This window comes from Prosthecobacter sp. (genome assembly GCF_044222565.1).
Lineage (GTDB): Bacteria > Verrucomicrobiota > Verrucomicrobiia > Verrucomicrobiales > Verrucomicrobiaceae > Prosthecobacter.
This window is the reverse complement of sequence record NZ_JBGANA010000020.1, coordinates 38997-59669: the sequence shown is the minus strand read 5'-3', so window position 1 is coordinate 59669 and position 20673 is coordinate 38997. Positions and strand designations below refer to the sequence as shown.

The following is a 20673-nucleotide window of genomic DNA, read 5'->3' as shown; positions in this document are numbered from 1 at the left end:
AGAAGGTTCTCGCGGATCTGTCACCTAGCGAAAACCATCAGACGCTGGAAAGCGGCAGCTTCGCGTGCCGCACTCCAAATTCGCGCCGCCCCGCTCGTGCGCCTTCCTTCAAACGCCGCTGCTTCGACTGCTACTCCCCATTCGCTTCCGCCTCCACCTCGACATTCACTGCCACCTCATGCCCGTGCTCGGCCTGATGAACGAGATACGCGGCAAAGATGTCCTCCAGCTCCATCAGGCTGCCAATGTGCGAAAAACGCTGGCGCAGCCATTTGCCGCCGGGGATGGACTTGGTGTAGTTCATGAGGCGGTTGCGCATGGAGCGCAGCGTTGGGAGTTCGCCCATGTGCGCATTGCGCGCGATCGCCATCTGGCAGTGCCGGCGCATGAAGCTGAACCGCTCCTCCACCGTGGCATGCGGTGCATGGGTGCCAGTGGCGAGGTAATGCTTGGCCTCTTTAAACACCCACGGATTCGTCATCGCCGCACGGCCGATCATGACGCCCTTCACGTTTGTTTGCGCGCGGCGGATCTCCACATCCATGCCGCTGGAGATGTCGCCATTGCCGATGACCGGCACCTTCACGGCATCCGCCACCTGGCCGATCACGTCCCAGTCCGCCAATCCGGTGTAGCCCTGCGCGCGGGTGCGTCCATGCACGGCGATGGCCTGCATGCCGCAGTCTTCCAAAATGCGGGCGACTTCGACGGCATTGACGTGGTTGGCGTCCCAGCCGATGCGCATCTTTGCCGTCACAGGAATGGGCACCGCCTTGGCCACCTCCCGCGCCACGCTGGCCAGCAGCGGGCAGTCTTTGAGCAGGGAGGAGCCGCCGTTTTTAGACACGACCTTGTTCACCGGGCAGCCGAAATTGATGTCGATGAAGTCGGGCTGCTTCCAGTCGATGATCTTGCGCGCGGCCTCGCCCATGCGGACGCCGTCAGAGCCGAAGAGCTGCACGCCGAGCGGGCGCTGGGAGTCGTCAAAGTCCGTGTAGTGCCGGGTGCGGTCGTCCCGCTGAAGGATGCCCTCGGCGCTGACGAACTCCGTCATCATCACATCCGCGCCCTGTTCCTTGCACAGGCTGCGGAAGATCACGTCCGTGACCCCGGCCATGGGGGCCAGATAGAGGGGGAAGCGGTCATTTTCGAACCAAGGAAGCATCTTCGAGCATAGCCGCACTGGCAGAGTGCGGCAAGTCGTGTCACATTTGCCGATGGCAAGACGCCACCGTAATCGCAAACCCCTCCTCCCCGGCCGCTGGACCGTGCTGGCGGCGCTTGTCCTCATCGGTAGCATCGGCGGCCTGTTCTGGCTGCTGGGGACGAAGACGAAGATCAGCCGCGTGGCTCCCACACCGACTCCCGCGGTGGCAAAGCGGAAGTGATGGCCGCAAGGAGGTCAGGCATCCTGCCTGACGGTCTACAGCGTCGCAGCATGCATGCATGCGAACACCCAATACGCCCAACCCGACAGGCTGGAAGCCTATCCTCCTTTGCTGTGTGGCGCGCGCGGTTCGGGAAGGAGGTCAGGCATCCTGCCTGACGGTCTGCAGCGTCGCAGCATGCATACGTGTCCTCAACTCACCCCGGAGACAGGCTGGAAGCCTATCCTCCTCCTCCTCCTCGTGCCGCTCTACACGGCAGGCCGCACCACCACGATCTCTCCCAGCAGCTGCTCCTGCTCCACCTGCAGGTGGTTCAGCTTGATCAGCTCCAGCATGGCCAGGAAGGTCACGATGACCTCGCCACGGCTGGCGGCGGTGGTGAAGAGGTCTTCAAACTTGATGCGGCTGCCCACGGGCACGGTCTGCAGCAGGTGCTCGATCTTGTCCGCCACCGTGTAGCGGTCATTGACGATCTCGCGGAAGTCGCTGGCGTTTTCAAACCGCTTCAGTATGCGCTGGAAGGCGCGGATGAGGTCAAAGATGCCCACCTGACCGATGGTTTCCACGGGGGCTTCGAGGTCTGGCAGCTCCGGCGTGGTGACGAACAATTCATCGCCCTTCACCTCCTGCGCTCCCAGGAAATGCGCGGCCTCCTTGAACTTCTTGTACTCTACCAGCTGGCGGATCAGCTCCCAGCGCGGGTCGTTCTCCTCCGCATCTTCCTCCGGCGGCTGCACGGCCTGCGGCAGCAGCTCGCGGCTCTTGATGTACATCAGATTGGCCGCCATGACGATGAACTCGCTGGCCAGCTCAATGTTGAGCGCCTTGAAAGTGTCGATGTAATCCAAATACTGCCGCGTGATGCGCTCCAGCGACACGTTGTAAATGTCGATCTCCTCCTTTTTGATAAGGTAAAGCAACAGGTCCAGCGGGCCTTCAAAAATCTCGAGTCTTACTTTGTAGTCGGTGTCTTCCACCAAGCGAGATAGAACGGGGATTCGGGGATGGCGAGAGGAAAATGGGGGAAGGGATGGCCGCAAAGAGGCGCAAAAAAGACGCAAGAAAATCCGGATTGAAATTTCACCTTCCATCTTCAGCCTTTTTGTGGCTTCTGCGTCTCTTTGCGGCCAGCATCACTTCACCCTTCTCAGGCGCACCCAGGCGCCGCGGGTTTTTGTCTTGTCGCTGCTGGTGCTGCTGGGCGGGGCTAGGGGGTAAAACTTGTCGAAGGGAGGGCTGATGGTTTCGCTCCACTCATCCAGCTCATGCTTGGCGCCGGGGAAGGGGGCGTCCTCAATGGCTGAGATGCGGAGGGTCTCTTCCAGACTGGGCTCGACGGGGCGGGCGGTGGACTGTTGAAGCTTGAGTTTCAGGCTCGCGTTACCGTCTGGATCTTCGGCAAGTTCCACTTCAAATTGCTGGCCGACGGGGAGGTCCATCAAGGCGGTGGGGCGCATGCGAAGGGGGGCGTTCTTGGTGGGCGGGTCGAACTCGGTGGCGGTGCGATATTCCTCTGCCACGGAGAGGGTGGCGCTGGTCTGGGGATTGCTGCGCAGCAGGGTGTGGGACTGGAGGGTAGCGCGGCCGCTTTTGAGCTGCTGGCGGGAGAAGGTCTCAAAATCATCGGGCTTCACGGCCTGCCAGTCTGAGGCATCCTGGGTGGCGAATTCGAAGATCTGCGTTTCGATTTCATAGTCGTGGGTTTCGATGGTGGATGTCGCGCCGGTGTCGAGGTGGCTGAAGTAGAGGTAGCTCTCATGCTCTGGAAGATCCGCTGCGGCCATGACGGCGGGGAGATCGGCCGCGGAGAGCAGATGTGTGCCGGGAGTGACCAAGGCGAGAGAAGTGGTGGCCAGTTTCATCTGCCGAAAACGCGGCTGCCACATGATGGCTTCGGGGACATCCCGCGCGAGTTTCCACTCGGTGCGGGCAGGCGGTGCCAGGTGCTGGGTGAGGGCCACGATTTCTCTCTCCTCCTCCAGTTGTGTGCCGACCTGTCTCATCTCCCACGCGGAGGGGATGCTGGGCATCTCGGTGGGGTAGTTGTGTTTGCGTGTGCTGAACTGATTGCGGCGCGTGGGTTCATGCGCTGAGAGGGCGAAGGTGACCATGCGGGCCTTGCCCTCTCTCACTCGGGCCAGCAGATTCTGCAGCAGCGGGGCATCGTCCTGCCCCGGCTGGCGTGCGCCCAGAAGCCCATGCGCGACATCGCTGTTGAGCGCGATGCCGATGAAGAGGCGGCGTGGAGGTGAAGGGCTGGTATTTTCAGCGGGCTTGGCGGTCCAGTCTGGCTGCTGAGCCACGGTCACATTCAGCTGGCGTTTAGGGCGCTCTTTGCCCGTTCCCCATAGCTGATCCGCAGGCGGCATCATCGCCACCACGTGCGGAGCAGCGCTGTCGAACAAAACGGTCCCTGCGATCTCCGCTTCAAAGTGATCGTGCCAGTCCATAAAGCCGTGGATGGCCCTGCTGTGCACGCCTTGTTCATCGCGTGCCCGCAGCCATGAGGTGGGCCATTGCACAGACAATGGCGGACGGGGCGCAAAAGTACTGCTGAATGCCACCTGCGCAGGATCGATGGGGATGTCTGGAGGGCTGGTGGTATTGAGGACCAGCCGGGTGCCTTGCAGCCATGTTTCAAAAGCGGTGGGCGGCAGATAGAGCTGATCGAAGTATTGGTCCATCTCCGTGGGCACCCAATGCTCGGTGCCTGCCTGCGCCTCCACCTGCGTGCCCGGAGTCATCGAGACTGTGGCGCTGGAAATGATGCTGGCCTGCCCGGCTGCCTGCGCCTCTGCCAAATGCTGCACCACAGCCGCGTCATCGCGCGGGGCCTTGAGGAGCCATTCGATCATGTCCAGCTCAGGCACGCGGTAGATGGTCTGACGCACGGCGGTGAGAGCCTTTGCCTTCGCAGCCGCTCCGCCGCCCTGAAGAAAGACCACGATGCGTGTGCCGGGATCGTGTGGTGAGGGAAAGCTGGTGAGCATGCGCTCCTCCTGCGAGGCCATGACTTCGCCCTTCCAGCTTAGGCGCTCAAAGCGCGGCAGCGGCACGCTGCGCCTCTCGCGCTCGGCACCGGTGGCTGCGTTGGCATAGGAGTACGGCTGGCTCTGCGGCGGCAGCAGATCGTGGGTGAGGGTGATGTCCAGGCGCACCCTCTGGCCATCATCATCGAGGCTGTCGTGCTTCACCCGCATCTCGGTGCCGATGAACTGCTTCTCGGTCTTCGTGGCTTTGACGTTCTGACGGTCCTCGGTGAGGTGCCACTCGGTCGGGAATTCCTGCTCTTTACCGATGTTGAGCAAGGTCACCTCGTTTTCGTTCAAGAGGCCCGCCAGCTCCACCAGGGTGCGTGCACGCAGACTCTCGCGCAAGCCGATGGGGATGGCCGGCTGCGCCATCTCGCGCTGCCAATCGCTCTCTTTGACGGCGGTGATGCGGGCGGTGAGTAGACTGGGCGGATCTTGCGCTGCGCCTCTTAAGTGGAACACGAATGCCAATAACAGAAGCGTGCGTCCAAGCCACCGATGTATGCCCATGTGCAAGATGTATGAAATCTTGAGGCCCTGTGGCAATGCAAATCATCGCCGCTCTTATTTTTCTCCTCTTTTCCCTTTTTCGGCTAACCTGATCTCATCCCTGCATGCCTGCCAAAAAGAAACCCAGCGACAAACCGCTCAGCGGCAGCGCCTTGATCAAGGAAGTCTGCCGCCGCATCCGCGTGGCGCGCAGCTACTGGGACGCGCACAACAACCGCGCCTGCCGTGGCGAGCGCGAGAAAGCCATGGCGCTGTATGAAACCCTGGGCGAGGCGGAGCGCGAAAAAGTGCCGCAGGTGCTGCGCGTGTGGCTGCGCTACCGCAGCGAGAAATACTTCGGCGAAGACCGCACGCCGCCGGGAGGTGGCAGGTGAGGAAGGATGACCGCAAAGAAACGCAAAGGACGCAAGCACGAGAACAGCGGAAGGGCTGATGGTGCTGTGTATCAAAACGACGTGATCGGGTGTTCGGATCCCTTTTTGCTTTTCTTGCGCCTCTTTGCGGCCCACTCCTCTCTGCCATCATGACCCACGCCACCAAAGCAGGCCTGCACCCGCGCAACCGCTTCAACGGACGCTACGACTTTCCACAGCTCATCGCGTGTGCGCCAGCGCTGGCGGCATTTGTAAAGCCGAATGCGCATGGCGATGACAGCATCGACTACGCGGATCCGCAGGCGGTGAAGGCGCTGAATGCGGCGCTTCTGCGGCAGGCCTATGGCGTGGCGCATTGGGACATTCCACCCGGCGCACTCTGCCCGCCCATCCCGGGGCGCAGCGACTACATTCATCATCTGGCGGACCTCATCGGCCAGCGACGTGGCGCAGAGGTGCGTGTGCTGGACATCGGCACCGGCGCGAACTGCATCTACCCCATCCTCGGCGCGAGCGAGTATGGCTGGAGCTTTGTAGGCGCGGAGGTGGATGCTGCGGCGTGCCAGTGGGCGCGGAAGATGGTGGCTAAAAATCCGGGTGTGGCGGGCTTGATCGAGTGCCGTTTGCAGAAATCGGCGCAGCACTGCTTTCACGGCATCATTCAAAAAGGAGAACACTTTGATCTCACGATGTGCAACCCGCCCTTCCATGCCTCGGCCGCCGAGGCAGCCGCAGGCACGCAGAGGAAGCTGCGGAATCTGGGTGGCAAGAGCACCGGGCTGAACTTCGGTGGCAAAGCAAATGAGCTGTGGTGCGAGGGCGGCGAACTGGGCTTCATCCGCCGCATGATTGCGGAGAGCGTGGAGTTTGCGCCGCAGTGCGGCTGGTTCACCACGCTGGTGTCCAGAAGCGAGCATCTGGGGCCACTGGAGAAAGCCCTCCGCAAAGTGAAGGCGGCTGAGGTGCGGAAAATCGACATGGCGCAAGGCCAGAAGAAAAGCCGCGCGCTGGCTTGGCGGTTTTGAGACGGAGGTCAGGCATCCTGCCTGACGGTCTGCAGCGTCGCAGCATGCATGCATGCATGCATGCGATCGCTCAATACGCCCGAACCGACAGGCTGGAAGCCTATCCTCCTTGCTGTGTTCGCGCGCAGTTCAGAGCGGAGGTCAGGCATCCTGCCTGACGGTCTGCAGCATCGCAGCATGCATGCACGCATGCGAACACCCAATACGCCTATACCGACAGGCTGGAAGCCTATCCTCCTTGCTGTGTTCGCGCGCGGTTCGGAGCGGAGGTCAGGCATCCTGCCTGACGGTCTGCGGCGTCGCAGCATGCATGCACGCATGCGAACTCTCCATACGCCCATACCGACAGGCTGGAAGCCTATCCTCCTGCATGCATGCTGGCGCTAGATCTTGCTCTGCCGTCCGTATAGCCTTGCCACATCCCATCTCATGAAATCTTCCTTTGCCTGCATCTCCCTGCTTTTGCTCGCCTCCGCTCTCCATGCGGAGGTGAAGCTCTCCAAAGTCTTCACGCCGCACATGGTCCTGCAGCGCGGCATGGCGGTGCCGGTGTGGGGAACGGCAGCTCCGGGAGAGAAGGTCACGGTCTCCTTTGCCGGTCAGAGCAAGACAACCAAGGCGGACGACAAAGGCGCGTGGAGCGTGAAGCTCGATTCCCTGCAAGCCAGCGCGGAGCCGCGCACGCTGACGATCGGCGACAAGAAGATCGACGATGTTCTCGTGGGCGATGTGTGGATCGGTTCCGGCCAGTCGAACATGGATATGGTGGTGGCCAGCTACACCAAGGATGATCCCGTGCTGGATGCCGCATCCAAGCAGAGCTGCCCACATCTGCGCCTGCTGCGCAAAGATGCCAATGCCACCTGGGAGCAGTCCACGCCGGAGACGAATGTGAAATTCAGTGCGCTGCTGTTCTCCTTTGGCTTTCCTTTGCAGAAGGAGCTCGGTGTCCCAGTGGGCCTGATGGTGGGCGCAGTCGGCGGAACGCCCTCCGGCTTCTGGCTGAGCGAGGAAATGTACCGCAGCGATGCCGCCAGCGCCGCGGCGGTGAAGGCCTTTGCCCCGACGTATAAATATGACGAACTCGTGGCCAAGTATGCCACCGACAAAGCCAAGTGGGATGCCGACATCGCCGCATGGAAGCCGCTGGCAGAAGCCGCGAAAAAAGAAGGCAAGCAGCCGCCTCCCGCTCCGCGTGCACCACAGCCTGTGGGCAAGGCGGGCGAGACGAATTTTGGCAAAGTGGGCCAGCTCTTTGAGCAGTTCATCCGCCCCTATGTCGGCTACGGCATCAAAGGCGTTCTGTGGGATCAGGGCGAGAGCCGCACGAACATCGTCGGTGTGGATCAGGTCACCCTCATGGGCGCTCTCATCGGCGGCTGGCGCAAAGCCTGGGGCCAGGGCGACTTCCCCTTTCTCTATGTGGAAAAGCCCAGCGGTGGCGGCTGTGCCTACGACTACTCGCAGCCGATGAACCGTCTCGCGGAGAAGTTTGCGGCGCTGCCCAAGACCATCCCGAACAATCCGGACCGCGAGTACTCGCACGTGGCCTTTGAGCAGATCATGAAGTACAAGAACACGCACATGGTCATCAGCAGCGATCTCGGCAACGGCATCCATCCGCCGAACAAGTCCGGCTACGGTGCGCGTGCCGTGCAGGTGGCGCTGGCGGTGGCGTATGAAAAAGGGAACGAATACCTCGGCCCGCAGCTGGCCTCACACAGCATCAGCGGCGGCAAGGTCACGCTGAAGTTCAAGCACCTCGGCAAAGGACTCGCTTTCAAGAACGGCGACAAACTGCAGGGCTTCGCCATCGCGGGTGCGGACAAGAAATTCGTCTGGGCCGATGCCGTCATCGAAGGCGACACCGTCGTCGTCTCCAGCAAGGACGTTCCCCAGCCCGCCGCCGTGCGCTACGCCTGGAGCAATGCCTTCCAGTGGGCCAACCTCTTCAACAAGGATGGTCTGCCTGCGCAGCCGTTTCGTACGGATGCGTGGTGAGAAGGGGACGCATAACGGAGGTCAGGCATCCTGCCTGACGGTCTGCAGCGTCGCAGCATGCATGCATGCGAACGCCCAATACGCCCATACTGACAGGCTGGAAGCCTATCCTCCTTTGCTGTGTGGCTCGCGCGGTTCGGAGCGGAGGTCAGGCATCCTGCCTGACGGTCTGCAGCGTCGCAGCACGCACGCATGCGAACGCTCAATACGCCCATACCGACAGGCTGGAAGCCTATCCTCCTACAGGCAGCCCGCTCGGCACTTTCTCCGGCACCGTCTTCTCATACTCATCGCTGCTCAGCGCTTCCAAGAAAGCCCGGATGGGCGCATGGTCTTCCGGCAGCAAATTCATCTGGCGGAGCAGAGGATCGAGCGGTGGGAGGCTGCTCTCGTCTCCGCCTTCCAGGGTCTCTGCGGCCTGATCCATGAGGCGGTCATAAAACAAGAGCACTTCATCCAGCGAGGTGCTGCCGCCGTGGTGCATGTAGGGCGCGGTGTGCCGCAGATTGCGCAGGGAGGGCGTGCGAAATTCGGTGCGGTTCGTGGCGCTGTCGGTGAGGCCGATGGCGTGCAGTTTGAAATCAGAGAGCATGGGGCCGTTGTGGCAGAGGGCGCATCCGGCTTTCTGAAAGGCGGCCATGCCCTGCTGCTGTTCAGCGGTCATGGCAGATTTGTCGCCACGCATGAAGCGGTCAAAGGGCGTGTCCGGCGCAATGAGCGTGCGCTCATACGCGGCGATGGCCTGTGTGACTTTCTCTGCGGTGATCTCGTTTTCAAACAGCGCCAAGTATTCGGGGATGGCCTTCAGGCGCGCCACCATTTGCGGGACCGCTTCGGTTTCGCTGCACGCATCGCCGCGCATTTCCTCGCGCTGGCGGATGGGCGCGAGCGCCTGCGCTTCCAGACTGCTTACACGATTGTCCCAAAACATCGGTGCCTGCGCGGGATCATAAGGCCTGCCGGAGGCGATGCCATTGAAGGCCGCATTGAGGATCGTGGGCGTGTTGCGTGTGAGCGGGGTGAAGGCAGCGCCCTGCACCAGCCTGCGTGCTGGCCCGAGGCCCGTGGCATGCACGCCGAGCGGTGTGGGCCTGCCGTCCGCCCACCCATGCTGCGGATGGTGGCAGCTCGCGCAGGAGACGGTCTGCGTGGACGAGAGAATGGGATCAAAAAACAGCAGCTGCCCCAGCGCGATCTTCTCACGCGTATCCCCCGGCAGCGCGGCCGATTTCGGCAGCGCGTCGATCTGCGTGCTCGGCAGCGGTTCAGCCGCAGCCGCAGCCGTCGCGAGGATCACGAGCAGGGTGGAGAGCATAAACAACGTACGTGCATGCGGGGTGCGATCATCCAAGCGGTGATTCACGTGTGGCAGAATTTGAGTGAGGCTGCTTGCAGGCCGGCGCACCTATCAATACTTTGCTGCCTGAAGAGCGTCACCGCCTCTCCTGCATTCCCACTTCCCTGTGCCATGACTGCAAACCCTTGGAATCCTCGGCTTATGATGCTTTTTCTGGGCCTGCTTTTGACTGTAGGCATCGCAGCATGGGCACAAAATCCAAAGGGGCCGGAGATGAAAAGGTTATTGAATCCATTGGTTTTGAAGGCGTCAAAGGTCTGAACGCGGAAGAAATGCGCTCAAAGCTCGGCCTCAAAGAAGGGGGGATCTATGATGAAGACACCCTGAACTCTGATGCGGAGATTGTTGAGAAAAGCCTGCGCGATCAAGGTTACACCTATGTAAAGCTCAAGGATGTAAGAGGCGATCTGGCGAAGGATGATCGCATGAAACTCGTGTTCGTGATCGACAGCGGAGACCTTTATCGTGTGAATGAACTGGAACTGACCGGAAACGAAACGTTCACTTCCAAGCAGATCGCGCCGACGACCCGCGCCGTTGTCGGGCAGCTTTATTCGGGGTCAGCATTGGAGCAGGACCGGAGGATGATCACCCGCTTTTATGGCGCTCGCGGCTACGCGGATGCAGCCGTGGAAACGAGCATCAGAGAAATCGGCAAGGGTTCGCTGCGGGTGCAGTATGAGATTGATGAAGGGAAGAAATCTCTGCTGCGGGAGGTCAGGATCTCAGGCAATGGGAGCGTCAAAGAGGAGGACATACGCAAGGAGTTCAAGCTCGCTCCAGGTGATGTCTTTAACACGGTTCTCATTGAGGAAGGACGTCAGGCACTGCTGCGCACGGGTCTTTTCGAGGCTGTGGAGGTCGAGGGCATCCCTGCGGCGAAGCCGGGCTTCAAGGATCTTCAGATCACGGTGGAAGAAAAATAGTCTGCCAGGACAAGCGGTGGGTTTCATGCCCGCTGCCCTATCGCGATGCCGCATTCGTACCTTCATCCAGCGGCCGGTCCGCATGCCGCAGAAACTCCTGCACATCATGCTCGGCCTGCGCGCTGAGTGCATGACCGGCAGCGCGATACGTCTTGGCGCGGAACTCCAGGAACTGGCGCTGCCAGGGGGGATTCGGCTCAAACAGGGAGAGCACCTCGATCTTCTCCGCATCTGAAAGCAGGGTGATGATCTGGATCAGCGTGTTCAAGCGGCTCGGCTCGGCCAGTCCGCCGGGAAAGGGCTGCTGCAGTGCAGCGACGAACTGCGGCACCAGATCGCGATTGTTGGCCGCGAGCGGCGGCACCAGTGAGAGCGCGGTCTGCACGGAGGAAAGCCGCACCCAGACCTGCGGGCGCAGCGCTTTGAAGCCTTCCAGAAGGTGGGAGGTGGTGTCGTCGTAGGACTCGTTTCGGAAATCCGCGAGCGCATGGCCGAAGTGAGCATCTGCCGGCCAGTCTGCGCGCAGGGCTTCGTAATAAGGTTTCACCCGCTCGGCCGTGCCTGCCTGCGCTGCGGATTCAAGAAGCATGAGCTGCTCAAAGGGACTGCCAGGCGCGCCCGTCCATGCGGCGAGGACCTGTGGGAAATTTCCCTGCGCGTAGGCAGAGATGGCATCGGCGCGGCGCTGGTCATCGCCTTCGAGTTCCACCGGGATGGAGGCCTCGGCACCGTCTGCGGTCAGCATGCGCAGGCGCTCATAGCCGAGGCGTGTGCGGTCGATCTGCGTGGCAAGGTGCGCGGGCACATCCTTTTCCTGCTCCATCGCCATGCCGAGGATCTGAGTGGTTTCAAAGGTGTTGTCTTTGGAAAGGGCACGTGCAAAGCCGTACTCCAGCAGGTTGCGGTCGTCGGTATTGATGTTGGCGGGCTGGGCCTTCAGCAGGCTCCGGGCAAAGTCCGGCGAGGCGAGATGATGCGCCAGCAGGCCTTCGAGGGAGCCGGAGAGCCACACGCGCTTCATCGCCTCCGCATACAGCGGCTGCGCAATGCGCCCACGGAGCTGCTCCATGGTATAGGCTGGTGCTTCCTGGTGCCCGATGAAAAGCAGGTCATTCGGTCCGGAGATCCACGTCTCCACATGGGGAAATACCGAGGTGAGCGTGGCATACACCTGGCGGATGGCCTGCGCATCCACCTCATAACCCTGCACCCATTGGGCAAAGAGGCCGTGCTTGTTCAGCCTTGCTTTGGCGGCAGCGTAGAACTCCTGCGTGAAGAGAGTGGACACGCCGGCGCGGTAGGGATTCGAAGGCTCGGAGATGATGAGGTCGTAGCGGCTGCCTGCGGCCAGCAGCGCCTCGCGGGCATCGCCGGGGATGAGGCGGACGTTTTTCTTCTTCATCACGTCGCGGTTCACGGGAGCGAAGTGATCGCGCGCGAGAGTGGCCATGGCGGCTTCCAGTTCCACCACGTCCACCTGCTTCATCTCGGGCACATCAGCCACCCAGCCAGCGGTGGTGCCGGTGCCGAGGCCGACGATGAAGGCGCTGTGTGGCTCCGGGTGCAGCATGGCGGGGACGAGGCCCTGCATCACCTGGGTGTCCGCATCGCCAAAGGCGGAGCCGTCGGACTTGCCGTTCACGTAGAGGCAGTAGCCGTCGTCGCTACTCACAGCGGCCACGCTGGCCTCGCGGCCTTCAAACTCATGCGCGATCTTCCAGCGGCTGGCGTGCAGCCAACCGCGCAGGCCATTGATGGAAGCGGGCAGCGCCTCAACGCGGCCGTAGCCGATGGGTTTGTGCCGCCACGCTGCCGTGGGGCCGGTGGGCAGAAACATCAGCGCGCCCGCACCAAGCCACAGCGCCGCGAGTGCATGGCTGGAGAGGATGGAAAAAGAGCGCAGGCCGAACAGCGCCGCTGCAATGCTGAGCAAGAGCGTGAGCACAAACACCGCCTGCCATGCGCCCAGTGCGGTGAGCCAGGGCAGCAGCACAAAGCCTCCCGCGAGCGAGCCTGCGATGGCTCCCAGCGTATTCGCCGCATACGCAAAGCCCAAATGCCGCCCGGCATTGCGGCTGCCGCTGCCCAGCAGGCCCACGAGCAGCGGAAACTGTACGCCCGCGAGGATGGATGGCAGCAGCACCAGCAGGCTGGCGATGAGCGTCCATCCTGCAATCTGCCCCGGCAGGCCAAGCGAGCGCAGTTGATTCACATCGATGGCAAACACCGCGATGCGGTCTCCCAGCGCCCAAGGCAGCGCGAGAAACAGCGCCTGCCACGCCGCCACCCGTGCGAGCGCCGCCTGCGTGACGGCCCCCTCCCGTGACGCCCACAGCATGCGATACAGCAGGCCACCGAACCCGATACCAGCCAACGCCAGCGCGAGGATCAAGCCAAAGCCATAGACCGAACTGCCCAGCAGGGGTGCCAGAATGCGGAACCACACGAGTTCGCTGAGGAAAAAGGTGAATCCAGTGATGCCTGCAGCAGCATACAGAAAGCGCCGCGTCAGTCGTCCGCTGGGATCTTCCGGGGTTTCTTCTTCTGCGGCCTTTGCATGCTTCTGCGCCTTCCTGCCTTTCTTTTCCACTTCCTGCTCCGAATCTCCCCGCGCCGCATACCACGCCATACCACCAATGAGCAGGTTCACGCATGCCGCCGCCACGACGGTGCTGCGGATGCCCCACAGCTCCAGCAGCCAGAAGGTGCTGCCCAGCACGCCAGCGAGCGCGCCGAGGGTGTTCACGCCATACAGCACGCCCAGGCTGCCGCGCTGCGCGTCCTGGTCTGTCTCCACCCATTTGAAAGCCGCAGGCAGGCTGCCGCCCATCAGCAGGCAGGGCGGCGCGAGCACCACCGTGGCCAGCACCAGCTGCAGCAACGTCGCTGGCACCACCCCCAGCGTGGAAATCCCGCCGGTGCTGAGATAAAGCGAACGCACCAGCGACAGCAGCAGGGGCGTGAGCAATGCCGCCACGCCCACGCCAAGCTCAATAAATGCATACAGCCGCAGCGGATTCGCGGAAGCCTCTGCCCTGCGGCCAAACAGCGCGCTGCCCGCACCCATGGCTCCCATGAAAATGGCCAGCACCGCCGCCGTGGCAGGCGTGGCTCCGCCAAAGACCAGCCGGAACTCCCGCAGCCAGGCCATCTGGTACACGAGTGCACAGGCACCTGAAAGCGCCAGCAGCGTGGCGAGGAAGGGGAGACGGAGGGGAAGTTTACGGTCGTTGACCGTGGTTGACGATGGTTGACGGTTGATAGCGATGGAAGGGCAGGGGTTCTGGGTGATTGGATAAACAATCGTCAACCACCGTCAACAACTGTAAACGACCGTCAACTCTTCCCTCACCCCACCGGCGTCGCCCAGTGCTCGCGATATTCACGCCTCAGCAGCTTTGAGGTGTCTGCGACAGCGCCGATGAACTGCTCTTTCGTGGGATCAAATACCAGCGCGCTGCGGGTGCGGGCGGCGACGTTGCCGAGGTGGCAGAGGGAGGTGGAGAGGTGGTTGATGGTGATGTCGGCGTTCAGCCTGGCACCGGTGCGGATGGCATCGAAGAAATTGGCGTGGTGCGCGGCCAGGTCGGGGCCGGAGGTGGGTTTGATGTCTTCGATGAGCTTGTTTTTCCGCCCGTAGATCTGCCAGCTGCCTTTCTGCTTGCCGCCGACGACCATGCCTTCCGTGCCATACCAGGCGCAGCCGTTTTCGTGACCTTCCTGTACGTAGGGGGACCAGTCGCGCTGCTCGTAGATGAGCTGCTTCGTCTTGCCTGCGATGTCGTACTCAAAGGCGCAGTAGAGCGTGTCCGGCCACTCCTGGTCGTCGTCAAAGAAGAGCTTGCTGCCCTGGCCGATGATGCGGTTTGGGTGCTGGTCCACGCCGAGTCCCCAGCGGGCGATGTCGATGTCATGCACGCCGTCGTTGCCGAAATCTCCGGCGCCGAAGTGGTGGAACCAGCGCCAGTGGCCGGGATGGTAGGTGGTCTTGAATGGCACCTTGGGCACCGGTCCCAGCCACTGCTCGTAATCGAGGTTCGCCGGTGGCTCGGTGTCGGGCTTATGGCCGTGGTTCGCGCGGAGCTGGCTGTTCCAGGCCTTCGCCACCAGGACCTCGCCGATGACGCCGCTGCGCAGTTTTTCGATGATCTGGCTGATGCTGGCCGTGCTGCGGCTCTGCGTGCCCACCTGCATGGCCACTTTGTTTTTCGCGGCGGCTTCAATCATGAGGCGGCCTTCGTGCAGATTGTGCGAGCAGGGTTTCTCCACATACACATGCTTGCCGGCATTCGCGGCCAGGATGGCGCCCGGTGCGTGCCAGTGGTCCGGCGTGGCCATCAGCACGGCCTGCACCGCTTTGTCATCAAACACCTGCCGCATGTCCTTGGCGATCTTCGGCGTCTGGCCGGTCAGTTCCTGAATCTTTTTGGCGGCGGCTTCGGCTCTCTTGGAGTCCGCGTCGCAGACCCAGGAGTAGATCACGTCATCGCGTTTGCACATCGTGTTGATGTGGTTCGTCCCCATCCCGCCGGGGCCGATGAAGGCCAGGTTGATTTTGTCCGCTCCTGCCGCCCTCAGAACAGCGGGAGCAGCGAGCGATGCCAAAGCAGAGGTGCGGACGAACTGACGGCGGTTGAGCGTTGTCATGGTTTCGTGAATACGGCCTCAACCCACCCGGCCCTTGCACAGACACGCAGCATGCTGCAATCCGCTGCGGAGCGGGGCAGGGGACTGCGCTGCATGGCAGAGTGCTGAAAAGCCGAAGTCCCTGGACTCAAAAGCAGGAGGGGAGGTTTCGTCGGTTTCGTCGGTTTTGGCGGTCCTTTTCAACAGGGAGAGATTTTTTTCGCGCTGCCTGGGATGGGGATTCGGCGGTTTTGGCGGTTTTGGCGGTTCGTTTTCAGGGGGGGAGTTAATTTGTGCGCCGGGAGGTTTCGAGGGTTTTGAAGGTTTTGAGGGTAAGTTTTGAACAGGGAGAGTTTTTTCGTGAGGAGTGGTTGATGCGCCAAAAGAGGAAAGAGGTGGCAGGAGAGGACTGGTGATAGTCACCTGGGGAAACTCTCGTGAGGGGGAGGGGCAGGGTAGGTGTGTGCCAGGAGAAGGAGGGTGGCACGCGGCATCTCATGGAGGGGGCGGTGTCTCTAGGGGGGGCTGTCCCTGATCACTGTGGAGGTAGCCCTCTTCACTGTTTCACATTCAATCTGTCAGCTTTGCTTACTCTGCGCGGGGGGATGCCATGGGCTGATGCTGAGGTTGTTGAACTTGCCGAGGATGTTGAAGATACTGAAGATGTTGAAGTTACCGAAGATGTTGAAGTTACCGAAGGTGTTGAAGATGTTGAAACCTGCCTTTGGCGGAACTTCTGACTAACGACACCGCAGAGCAGGCAGTAGCACGGGCAATCTTACCCGTGGCGTGAGCGCTCTTCGCGGGCAGGATTGCCCGCACTACTTTCCCCCTCGTCGTTACCCTAGGGTACACAACCCAGCCTCCTTGAGTTCTGCCGCTCTGTCATGGGAGTGTGGGCCATGAAAAAAAGTCTCCCTTGTTAAAAAGCACCCTCAAAACCCTCAAAACCTCCCGCGCGGAGATGGATAGTCGCAAAGATGCCTTCCTTTGCTGGCTTGCATGCATTCAGTGAGCTTTGCCTGCCTGAGGCGGGTGGTATGGGTTCATACCATGGGCTGGTCTTGGGACTGGCCGGAGTGACGCAGAAGTTTCGGACCCTTCTCAAAATGAACCGCCAAAACCGACGAAACCACCCTCCGCTGGGCTGGTCGTGAGCTGCGGGGACGCAAAAAAATGTCTCCCTTGTCAAAACACACCGACGAAACCCTCCCGCTGAAAAAAGTCCCTCCCTGAAAAAGGAACCGCCAAAACCGCCGAAACCGACGAAACCCTCCCGCTGAAATAGGAACTGCCAAAACTGACGAAACCCCGGCGATGGGGGCCTGCGGGAAGGGGGGGCGCGCTTATCGGCCGAAGCGGTCGTAATACTGTGCGCCGTAGGTCTCGTAGCGCTTGATGAGGGCGGCGTTTTTGGTTTCGATGTCGGTGAGCTTGGTCGTGACATCGAGCACCATGGGCATGTACCAGTCCTGGGTGGCGAAGTGCTGCTGCATGTCCGTGATGGTGAAGGTGTAGCCGTGGCGTGCGTAGATCTCGTTGCGCATGAGGCGCAGCTCTGCCTGGCGCAGGTTTTCCACGTCGGCGGTCTTGAGCAGTTTCGTGGAGGCTTTGGGGAACTGGCCGGCCTTGGGATCGTATTTGAACTTCCGTGGCTTGAGCGCCAGCTCCACGGGGGTCTTGCTGCTGTCGTTGGGCTCCCAGCGCCCGGCGAGGTCCTTGGTCTGCCTGTTGAAGGTCATGCTGAAGTTGCCGTCTTCGGCATTGTCTCCCGGCTCCTTGGCCAGAAAGTGGATGCCTTCGGGAAGCGCCTGCCATGAACCGCTGAAGGCGCGCTGGTTGGCGTTGACGATGCTGTAGCCGAGGACGGTCTCGCCGACAATTTTTTCAATGCTGAGGGTGATCTTGAGGTCGCCAAAGAAACCGACGTAGGTGCCCACCATGGCGGTGGCGTCTTTGCTGACCTCGGCCACTTCATCGTTTTTCACCACGACTTTTGGCTGGGCGTGGCAGGGGGCGGCAGCGGAGAGCAGCAGGGAAACGAAAGCGAAAGCGGAAAGGAGGAAAGTCTTTGGCGGAAGGCTCATGCCGGGCAGTATGCGGGGAGGGATGCTGTTTTCCACCGCAAAAAAATCCAGGGCGCTGCAAACGATTTTGCGGGTGCTCGGCTACGCATTGCTCGCATGGCTTTCGTGGCTGATGCTGGAGATCACGCTGAACTACTGGCCGGTGCGGGATGACGCGGGCTTTCTGCAGATCAAGCAGGACTACCTGGGCATCCGCCACTGGGAGGCGGCGTTCTGGGTGCATGTGTTTACCAGCATGCTGGCGCTGGTGGCGGGCTTCACGCAGTTCGCGCCAGGAATCCTGCGCCGCATGCCGGGGCTGCATCGGTGGATGGGCCGCTGCTATGCGCTGAACGTGTGCTGCATCACCGGGCCCGCGAGCCTGATCATGGCCTTCTATGCCAATGGAGGGATCACTTCGCGGCTGGCGTTCGTGATCCTGGCCACGGGCTGGATCCTGACCACCGCCATGGGCTGGCGGCTGGCGCTGCGACGGCAGTGGGCATGGCATCGCGAGTGGATGATGAGGAGCTACGCGCTGACGCTTTCCGCGCTGACTTTGCGAGTGTGGAAGTACACCCTGGTGCTGCTGTTTGAGCCGAGGCCGATGGACGTTTACCGTCTGGTGGCATGGCTGGGCTTTGTGCCGAATGTGCTGCTGGTGGAGTGGCTGATCCGGCGGCGAAGGAGGGGGCTTTCTTGTGAGACACAGGGGTGAAAAATCCTTCTCTTCCTCCTGCTCTTTCTCTTCCTCCCTTTCCGTGAACGCGGAGTCGGTATGCGTGGAAGAGAGCGAGGAGCCGTTCGGCGGCGGCTTGAGGACAAGCCGCCCTAACTGCGCTGGGCACCTCGCATGCCCAGCGCAGGTAGGGCGGGCTGTCCCAGCCCGCCGTCGTCGAAGCCCGGCGGGTGTTTGAGCCGAAGGAGTGCCGGGGCTTCCTGTGCGTTTCCGTCCGGGAGGAAGAGGAGTAAGATCTTCCTCCCTTTCCGTGAATGCGGAGTCGGTATGCGTGGAAGAGAGCGAGGAGCCGTTCGGCGGCTGCTTGAGGACAAGCCGCCCTACCGCCGCTGGGCAAACGTGGGCGTCCAGCGCAGGTAGGGTAGGGCGGGCTGTCCCAGCCCGCCGTCGTCGAAGCCCGGCGGGTGTTTGAGTTGGAGGAGTGCCGGGGCTTCCTGTGTGTTTCCGTCCGGGAGGAAGAGGAGGAGTAAGAGGAAGAGGAGGATGCTGACGCACGGGGGCGGGGCGGGTCGTTGCTTGGAATCGTAAACTTGAAGCAATGCCCCACGATCGAGGACCCATGTTTCGTTAAAGCGATGAAGGGCGGGCCGAGTGCGAGTACGATAAAGCTCGCGCGTGCGTGCGGCGGGAATTGGGAGTGCGGCTGCGGCGCGAGGGACGAGCGAAGCTGCCGCTTTCGGGCGTCTCGTGGCGGGCGTGGGCATACCGGGTGGCGTGAGGTCGATCGCTCCCGCTCCCGGTTGGATTTGGGGGACTTTGCGCATCGTCCGGCATGGCGGAAAGCGGTAGCTGCGCTCATTCTTCGCTGCGCGACCGCACTCCAAATTCGGCCTTTCCCTCTACTTCTGATAAATCGGCAGGAAGTGATGATGCACGCTCATGCTAAGCAGGGCGCAGTGGAACTGGCTGACACAGCTTTATCTAACCGTATCCATTGCAATTGATCAGCATGACTTTGAAAGTCGTTAAATCGACGAAAACGCGGCAGCTGGCAGTGCCTCCATCGAAGATCGTGAAATAGGTTTTACGCCAATTGTCCACACCGACTTCCGCCGCCAGCAGGTGGAGCATGAGCACTCGCTTCCCTTTAATGAGGACGGGCATCATTTGAATGTGATACGCGGCTCGCTGCAGGCTGTTTATGATGCGCTCAATTTCGAATTCTTCCCCGGTTCCGAGTCTGCGGATGCGAAATTTTTTGACCATCGAGGTTAGGTTGAGGAGTACTTTCTTCTCTTCCTCGGGTGTGAACTGGCTCTCGAAAGCCAAACCGTAAAAGGCTTGAGCTACCATCAAGAAATTGCGGTCGCCGTGGAAAACGACGTGTTCGCAAACGGCTGGAGGCAGAGCCAGGCAGGGACTACTGTCCAACGACAGGATGAAGCCCAGGAAGACCGATTTGCAGAGACCTTTGAATGTCATGTCGATTCTGTGGTTGGGGAGAGAAAGACACGAAACTCTGAGCAACTCGGCTATTTTCCTCACCCCTAACCCGCACGCACTACTTCTGATAAATCGGCAGAAAGTGATGATGCACGCTGAGGCTCAGCAGGGCCAATGAGGTGGCATACACGGCACCAGCGCTTTTCTCATTTCCATTGCGCGGGTACCAGCTGCCGTCCTGGCCTTGGGCGGCGATGAGGGTCTGCTCGGTTTTTTGGCGGGCGGTGGCGGCGTGGTCGCCGCCGCGCTGGTACATGCCCTGGGCGTAGTAGTAGCAGCCGTAGAAGAACCAGGGCTCATTGATCTCGGGCGGGGACTTGAGCAGCCAGTTGGCGGAGCCGAGCACTTCGGGGGCTTCATACTGGCCGCAGACTTGCAGGGAGAGCAGACCGGCGGCGGTGGTGGAGAAGGTCTGGCGGCCGCCGTAGGGCTCGTAGCTGAAGGCGGCGTTGTCGCTCTTCGGCCTGCCATTGGAGTCGCGGTCCACGCGGTAGCTGCGCTTGATGTAGGCCACGGCGTTGTCGATGGCTCCTTTGGGCACTTCAAATCCGGCGTTCTTCGCAGCACGCAATGCCATGACCTGCCACACGCTCACGGAGATGTCGCTGTCGCTGGAGCTGGGCTCATAGCGCCAGCCGCCGCGGTTGGCCTCGCTCTTGGGCACCTGCTGAGAGCGGATGATGAGCTGGATGGCGCCCTCCAGCTGTTTGCGCAGGCGTTTGTCCGTGGCCTCGTCGGGGGCGTGGCCGACCATCTCTCCCATCATGAGGGAGATGATGCCGTGGCCGTACATGCGCGAGCGGTCGCTGCGGCCGAGGTAACCGTTTTCATCCGGCTCCACACCTTCGACCACATAGCGCAGGGCCCGGCCGCAGGCCTGGCCTTCGGGCGTGGGGTCGCTCGGCATGTAGCCCACGGAGGCCAGTCCCATGAGAGCGAGCGAGGTCATGGCCGCGCTGTGGGAGGGGAGGTCGCCACGCGTGGGCTTGGCATCGGTCTTTTCATCGACGATGTAGCCGGCGGACTTTTGCTGTTTGATCAGCCAGGCGACGGCCTTGTCCACCGCCGCTTTGACCTGCGGGGAGATGAGCTCCGGTTTGGGAGTCTGGGCTGCCGCGAGCGTGGTGGCCGCGAAGAGGATGAAAAGTGTTCGGGAAAGGCGCATCAGGGGACGAAAACAGTCCAA

16 protein-coding genes are annotated in these 20673 nt (G+C 61.5%); 7 read left to right on the top strand and 9 right to left on the bottom strand.

The window, feature by feature from the left end; translation table 11 throughout:
- Positions 1-130: 130 nt before the first annotated feature.
- The gene (gene dusB / locus ACILSR_RS24315) at positions 131-1165 is read right to left on the bottom strand and encodes a tRNA dihydrouridine synthase DusB (RefSeq protein ID WP_395752407.1); all 1035 of its coding nucleotides are present in this window, start codon (positions 1163-1165) and stop codon (positions 131-133) included.
- Between the two features lie 52 nt (positions 1166-1217).
- Here dusB and ACILSR_RS24310 point away from each other — a divergent pair, with 52 nt between their 5' ends.
- Positions 1218-1388 (top strand): hypothetical protein, encoded by a 171-nt coding sequence (locus ACILSR_RS24310; RefSeq protein WP_395752406.1) that lies wholly within the window; start codon positions 1218-1220, stop codon positions 1386-1388.
- Positions 1389-1636: 248 nt separating this feature from the next.
- On the opposite strand, the gene ACILSR_RS24305 is transcribed toward ACILSR_RS24310, so the two are convergent.
- Together ACILSR_RS24305 and ACILSR_RS24300 are read right to left on the bottom strand one after the other, a co-directional pair.
- Positions 1637-2365 (bottom strand): segregation and condensation protein A, encoded by a 729-nt coding sequence (locus ACILSR_RS24305; protein WP_395752482.1) that lies wholly within the window; start codon positions 2363-2365, stop codon positions 1637-1639.
- A 156-nt stretch (positions 2366-2521) separates the two neighbouring features.
- Positions 2522-4882 carry a hypothetical protein gene (locus tag ACILSR_RS24300; RefSeq protein WP_395752405.1) on the bottom strand — a complete coding sequence of 787 codons (2361 nt, stop codon included), beginning with the start codon at positions 4880-4882 and terminating at the stop codon, positions 2522-2524.
- 152 nt (positions 4883-5034) lie between these two features.
- On the opposite strand from ACILSR_RS24300, the gene ACILSR_RS24295 reads away from it, so the two are divergent.
- The 3 genes from ACILSR_RS24295 to ACILSR_RS24285 all read left to right on the top strand — a co-directional run bounded on the left by ACILSR_RS24295 (position 5035) and on the right by ACILSR_RS24285 (position 8330).
- Positions 5035-5304: a Precorrin-3B methylase gene (locus ACILSR_RS24295; RefSeq protein WP_395752404.1), complete on the top strand. Its 270-nt coding sequence runs from the start codon at positions 5035-5037 to the stop codon at positions 5302-5304.
- A 149-nt stretch (positions 5305-5453) separates the two neighbouring features.
- Positions 5454-6329, top strand: a complete 876-nt coding sequence (gene rlmF / locus ACILSR_RS24290; protein ID WP_395752403.1) for a 23S rRNA (adenine(1618)-N(6))-methyltransferase RlmF — start codon at positions 5454-5456, stop codon at positions 6327-6329.
- A 429-nt stretch (positions 6330-6758) separates the two neighbouring features.
- On the top strand, positions 6759-8330 hold the full coding sequence (locus ACILSR_RS24285; RefSeq protein ID WP_395752402.1) for a hypothetical protein: 1572 nt from the start codon (positions 6759-6761) through the stop codon (positions 8328-8330).
- 232 nt (positions 8331-8562) lie between these two features.
- Here ACILSR_RS24285 and ACILSR_RS24280 read toward each other — a convergent pair whose 3' ends face one another.
- Complete coding sequence (locus ACILSR_RS24280; RefSeq protein ID WP_395752401.1) at positions 8563-9645, bottom strand: cytochrome-c peroxidase; 1083 nt, start codon at positions 9643-9645, stop codon at positions 8563-8565.
- A 74-nt stretch (positions 9646-9719) separates the two neighbouring features.
- Between ACILSR_RS24280 and ACILSR_RS24275 the strand changes: the two genes are divergently transcribed.
- Positions 9720-10613, top strand: a complete 894-nt coding sequence (locus ACILSR_RS24275) for a POTRA domain-containing protein (protein WP_395752400.1) — start codon at positions 9720-9722, stop codon at positions 10611-10613.
- Positions 10614-10650: 37 nt separating this feature from the next.
- On the opposite strand, the gene ACILSR_RS24270 is transcribed toward ACILSR_RS24275, so the two are convergent.
- Together ACILSR_RS24270 and ACILSR_RS24265 are read right to left on the bottom strand one after the other, a co-directional pair.
- On the bottom strand, positions 10651-13764 hold the full coding sequence (locus ACILSR_RS24270) for a fused MFS/spermidine synthase (RefSeq protein WP_395752481.1): 3114 nt from the start codon (positions 13762-13764) through the stop codon (positions 10651-10653).
- 197 nt (positions 13765-13961) lie between these two features.
- Positions 13962-15260, bottom strand: coding sequence for a Gfo/Idh/MocA family protein (locus tag ACILSR_RS24265; RefSeq protein WP_395752399.1), 1299 nt, complete (start codon positions 15258-15260; stop codon positions 13962-13964).
- 563 nt (positions 15261-15823) lie between these two features.
- On the opposite strand from ACILSR_RS24265, the gene ACILSR_RS24260 reads away from it, so the two are divergent.
- Positions 15824-15979 (top strand): hypothetical protein, encoded by a 156-nt coding sequence (locus ACILSR_RS24260; protein ID WP_395752398.1) that lies wholly within the window; start codon positions 15824-15826, stop codon positions 15977-15979.
- A 606-nt stretch (positions 15980-16585) separates the two neighbouring features.
- On the opposite strand, the gene ACILSR_RS24255 is transcribed toward ACILSR_RS24260, so the two are convergent.
- The gene (locus tag ACILSR_RS24255; protein ID WP_395752397.1) at positions 16586-17326 is read right to left on the bottom strand and encodes a YARHG domain-containing protein; all 741 of its coding nucleotides are present in this window, start codon (positions 17324-17326) and stop codon (positions 16586-16588) included.
- A gap of 22 nt (positions 17327-17348) precedes the next feature.
- Here ACILSR_RS24255 and ACILSR_RS24250 point away from each other — a divergent pair, with 22 nt between their 5' ends.
- The gene (locus ACILSR_RS24250) at positions 17349-18023 is read left to right on the top strand and encodes a DUF2306 domain-containing protein (protein ID WP_395752396.1); all 675 of its coding nucleotides are present in this window, start codon (positions 17349-17351) and stop codon (positions 18021-18023) included.
- A gap of 942 nt (positions 18024-18965) precedes the next feature.
- Here the strand turns inward: ACILSR_RS24250 and ACILSR_RS24245 are convergent.
- Both ACILSR_RS24245 and ACILSR_RS24240 read right to left on the bottom strand, forming a co-directional pair.
- Positions 18966-19466 (bottom strand): hypothetical protein, encoded by a 501-nt coding sequence (locus ACILSR_RS24245; RefSeq protein ID WP_395752395.1) that lies wholly within the window; start codon positions 19464-19466, stop codon positions 18966-18968.
- 79 nt (positions 19467-19545) lie between these two features.
- On the bottom strand, positions 19546-20652 hold the full coding sequence (locus ACILSR_RS24240) for a hypothetical protein (protein WP_395752394.1): 1107 nt from the start codon (positions 20650-20652) through the stop codon (positions 19546-19548).
- Positions 20653-20673: the final 21 nt, after the last annotated feature.